The sequence below is a fragment of the uncultured Corynebacterium sp. genome, from assembly GCF_902782855.1.
Classification (GTDB): domain Bacteria; phylum Actinomycetota; class Actinomycetes; order Mycobacteriales; family Mycobacteriaceae; genus Corynebacterium.
This window is the reverse complement of record NZ_CACZOO010000165.1, coordinates 1-4,281: the sequence shown is the minus strand read 5'-3', so window position 1 is coordinate 4,281 and position 4,281 is coordinate 1. Positions and strand designations below refer to the sequence as shown.

Sequence of the window (4,281 nt, the reverse complement as noted above, 5' to 3'; positions counted from 1 at the left end):
CGTGGGTGGTGGAGGGGTCCAGTGCTGAGGTCGCCTCATCGGCGAGCAGCAGGGAGGGGTTGGTCGCCAGCGCGCGGGCGATACCCACACGCTGCTTCTGACCGCCCGAGAGCTGCTCGGGCCACGACTTCCCCTTGTCCGCCAGGCCGACGAACTCGAGGAGCTCGGCCACCCGGGTCCCGCGCTCGGCCTTGCCCATGCCCTGCAGTTTCAGGGGGTAGGCGATATTGCCGGCGACGGTGCGGGAGGTCAGCAGGTTGAACTGCTGGAAGATCATGCCGATGTCGCTGCGGACCTTGCGCAGCTGACGTTCGGAGTAGCCGACGATGTTCTTCCCGTCGAGGAGGATTTCACCGTTGTCGGGGACGTCCAGCCCGTTGATCTGACGGACCAGGGTGGACTTGCCGGCACCGGAGTAGCCGATGATACCGACGATGGACCCGCCGGGGACGGTGATGGAGACGTCGTCGAGGGCGACGATCTCCTTCTTCCCCTGGCGGAAGGTCTTGTTGACGTTCCGGAATTCTACCGAGGTGCCGGTGGTGGTCATGCTTATTCGCCGCTGCCCTGCTCACGGAACTGGGCCTCGGTGTCCTCGAGGATCTTGTTGAGGTCATCCTGGGACTTGCCGGTGACCTCGACGGCGGAACCGGAGGTGTCCTCCTGGACGGCCTTCTGGACCTCGGGGTCGTGGAAGATCTCGACGAGCTTCAGGTAGTCCTCGTTGTCGACGTCGTCGGCGCGGGCGGCGAAGACGTTGATGTACGGGGCGGCGGCCGGGTCGTCCGGGTTGTCCTTGATGATCGCGTCGTCCGGGGTGACGTTCGCGTTGACCATGAAGTTGTTGTTGATCGCGGCGACGGCGCCGTCGTTGTAGGCGATGGCGGTCTGCTCGGCGGCGACGGCCTTGACCTTGACCTTGGACTTGGCGGTGTCGATGTCCGCCGGGGTCGGGGCGACGACGTCATCCGACTTCAGGGTGACCAGACCGGCCTTCGCCAGCACGAAGATGGCGCGGCCACCGTTGGTGTTGTCGTTGGGGATGACGACCTCGCCGGCCTTCTCGATGTCGTCGACGGTCTTGGCGTCCTTGGAGTAGATGCCCATCGGGAAGATCTCGGTGGCGCCGAGGACCTTGAGGTCGGTGCCGGACTCGACGTTGTACTGGGCGAGGAACTGGATGTGCTGGAACTGGTTGACGTCCAGGTCGCCGTCATCCAGGGCACGGTTCGGGGTGTTGTAGTCGGTGAAGCCCTTGACCTCTACATCGAGGCCGGCTTCCTCGGCCTTCTCCTTGAAGACCTTCCACTGGCTCTTGTCGGCCTCGGTGGAGCCGATGGTGATGACGCTGTCGTCTTTGTCGTCGGACGCGCAGGCGGTGACGCCGGCGGTGAGGCCGAGGGCGACAGTGACTGCGGCCGCCTTGCGGAACAGCGGGTTGCGGCGGATGTGCATGGGTTCTCCTGTGCGGATGGTGCCGGAAACGTCGGTATCCGGGGATACGACTTGAGGTATGCCCGGAAGGTATCGGGGCGATTGTAGTAGTAGTACCGTTAGGTGGACCGCTCTGTCTAGTCGAGTTTCATTCACCGGGGTCGGAAATCCGGACCCGGTGCAGTACAGTCGAACATGTGAACGACAGGCCGCGCAGCTTCAGCAACCATGCCGCACTCAGCTGGTCGCGGTTGGAGCGGCTGCTCTCCGGGAAGGACGCCGGCCCGCTCCACGCCGTCGGCCACGGCGAGGGCGGACGCGAGACCCTGTGGAAGACCGTTCCGGACGCGGAGTCCTCCGCCGTCTCCTCCGTGCCGCCCTCAGTGACCCCCTTCGCTGAACTCCACGCCGCCGGGTCCTACAACTTCCTCCGGGGCGCCGGTGAACCCGATGAGATGGTCGCCACCGCCCGGCGGCTCGGCCTCACCGCCCTGGCGCTGGTCGACCGGGACGGACTCTACGGTGCCGCCCGCTTCGCCACCGCCGCCGCAGAGCAGGGGATGGCCACCGTCTTCGGCGCCGAGCTCAGCCTGGGCGGCGACGGTCCCGGTGCGGGATCCGGCACCGGCACAGCCCCACTCACCGTCCTGTGCCGCGGACAGGAGGGCTACCGGCGCCTCTCCCACGTCCTCACCGACGCCCACCTCGGCACCGCCGGCCACCGCGACAAGGAGACACTGACCTACCCCGACCTGCAGACACTGGCCGCACGGGCCGACGGGCACTGGCTCGTCCTCATCGACCACCGGAACCTGGCTGCGGCGTCCCGCATCATCGACGCCTTCGGGACCGCGCACTGCGTCGTCGAACTGCAGCTCACGATGAGCCCTGCGGACCCCGACCGTAACGCGGCCCTCCACGACCTCGCCCCGGCCCACGGACTGCGCGAGATCGTCTCCACCGCAGCCACCTGCCCGACGCCGGCGTCCGCCCGCCTGGCCGGGGCGAAAGCCGCGCTGCACGACCGGCTCGACGTCCACGACGCAGCTCCCGTCACCCACCCGCTCGGCGGATCCTGGCTGCACTCCGGGGCGGAGATGCTGGCGATGGCGGGGGACTGCGACTGGCTCCGTGACGCCGTGGCGACCAGCGTGGCGATCGCCGCCGAGTGCGCCTTCACCCTCAATCTCGTCGCCCCGGAACTGCCGCACGCCGACGTACCCGAAGGGTACAGCGACATGGGGTGGCTGACCGAGCTCACCCGACGTGGTGGTGAGGAACGCTACGGCAGCCGCACCGGCAACCCGCGCGCCTGGGAGGTCATCGACCATGAACTCGAGGTCGTCGAGGGGCTCGGTTTCCCCGGCTACTTCCTCATCGTCCACGACATCGTCGACTTCTGCCGCCGGACGGGAATCTTCTGCCAGGGGCGCGGTTCGGCGGCGAACTCGGCGGTCTGCTTCGCCCTCGGTATCACCAACGTGGACGCCGTCGCCGCCGATCTCCTGTTCGAAAGGTTCCTCTCCCCGGAGCGTGACGGGCCGCCGGACATCGACCTGGACATCGAGTCCACCCGCCGCGAGGAAGTCATCCAGTACGTCTACGCCCGCTACGGCCGTGACAACGCCGCCCAGGTCGCCAATGTCATCACCTACCGGCGCAGGGGTGCGTTGCGGGACGCCGCCCGCGCACTGGGCCACGACCCCGGCCGGGTGGACGCCTGGTCACGCGGTGTGGAGGAACCCCCGGCGGTGGTCACGGACCTGGCGTCCCAGCTGATCGACCAGCCCCGGCACCTCGGCATCCACTCCGGGGGCATGGTGATCTGCGACCGGCCGGTGGCCGACGTCGTGCCGGTGGAATGGGCGCGCAAGGCCGACCGTTCGGTGGTGCAGTGGGACAAGGACGACTGCGCCGCCGTCGGCCTGGTGAAGTTCGACCTGCTCGGCCTCGGCATGCTCGAGGCCCTGCACCACTGCGTCGACCTCGTCGAGGAGACGACGGGGGAGCGGGTGGAGCTGTGGCAGCTCACCCCCACCGACCCGGAGGTCTACGCCATGCTCTCCCGGGCGGACGCCGTGGGCGTGTTCCAGGTCGAGTCCCGCGCCCAGCTCGCGACCCTGCCCCGGTTGAAGCCCCGCACCTTCTACGACCTCGTCGTCGAGGTGTCACTGATCCGTCCCGGACCGATCCAGGGCGGCTCGGTGCACCCCTACATCCGCCGCCGCAACGGCGAGGAGGAGGTCACCTACGACCACCCCTGCCTGGAGCCGGTGCTGAAGCGCACCCTCGGCATCCCACTGTTCCAGGAGCAGCTCATGCAGCTCGCCGTCGTCGCCGCCGGGTTCAGCCCCGCTGAGGCGGACACCCTGCGCCGCGCCATGGGCTCCAAGCGTTCCCCGGCGAAGATGGCGGCGATGCGCTCCCGGTTCCTCGCCGGATGCGCCGAACTGAACGGGCTGGTCGGAGAGGTGGCTGAGCGCCTGTGGGACAAGATCATCGCCTTCGCGTCCTACGGGTTCCCGGAGTCCCACGCACAGTCCTTCGCCTCACTGGTGTACTTCTCCGCCTGGTTCAGGTGCCACCACCCCGCGGAGTTCTGCGTGGCGCTGCTGCGTGCCCAACCGATGGGCTTCTACTCACCGCAGTCGCTGATCTCGGACGCCCGGCGTCACGGCGTGCCCGTCCTGCCGGTGGACGTCAACGTGTCCGGGGTGGAGGCAGGTGTGGAGCAGGTGGCGGCAGGCGTGGGGAGATCGGGGGAGGACGTGAAGGTCGTGAAGCCGGGGGAGGACGGGAGTGACGCCGGGAGTGACGCCGGGAGTGACGCCGCGAGCGGCGCTGCGG

At 68.4% G+C, this 4,281-nt stretch carries 3 protein-coding genes; 1 reads left to right on the top strand and 2 read right to left on the bottom strand.

The annotated features are described in order from the left end of the window. Together QZV72_RS07505 and QZV72_RS07500 are read right to left on the bottom strand one after the other, a co-directional pair. Nucleotides 1–550: methionine ABC transporter ATP-binding protein (locus QZV72_RS07505; RefSeq protein WP_297006820.1), on the bottom strand; the 550-nt coding region annotated here is incomplete at its 3' end. A 2-nt stretch (nt 551–552) separates the two neighbouring features. Continuing rightward, on the bottom strand, nt 553–1,455 hold the full coding sequence (locus QZV72_RS07500; protein ID WP_297006818.1) for a MetQ/NlpA family ABC transporter substrate-binding protein: 903 nt from the start codon (nt 1,453–1,455) through the stop codon (nt 553–555). Between the two features lie 305 nt (nt 1,456–1,760). Between QZV72_RS07500 and QZV72_RS07495 the strand changes: the two genes are divergently transcribed. Continuing rightward, nucleotides 1,761–4,281: error-prone DNA polymerase (locus tag QZV72_RS07495; protein WP_297006823.1), on the top strand; the 2,521-nt coding region annotated here is incomplete at its 3' end.

Coding starts and splice junctions, on each gene's coding strand:
- QZV72_RS07500 (WP_297006818.1), bottom strand. CDS start 1,455: ATGCACATCCGCCGCAACCCGCTGTTCCGCAAGGCGGCCGCAGTCACT.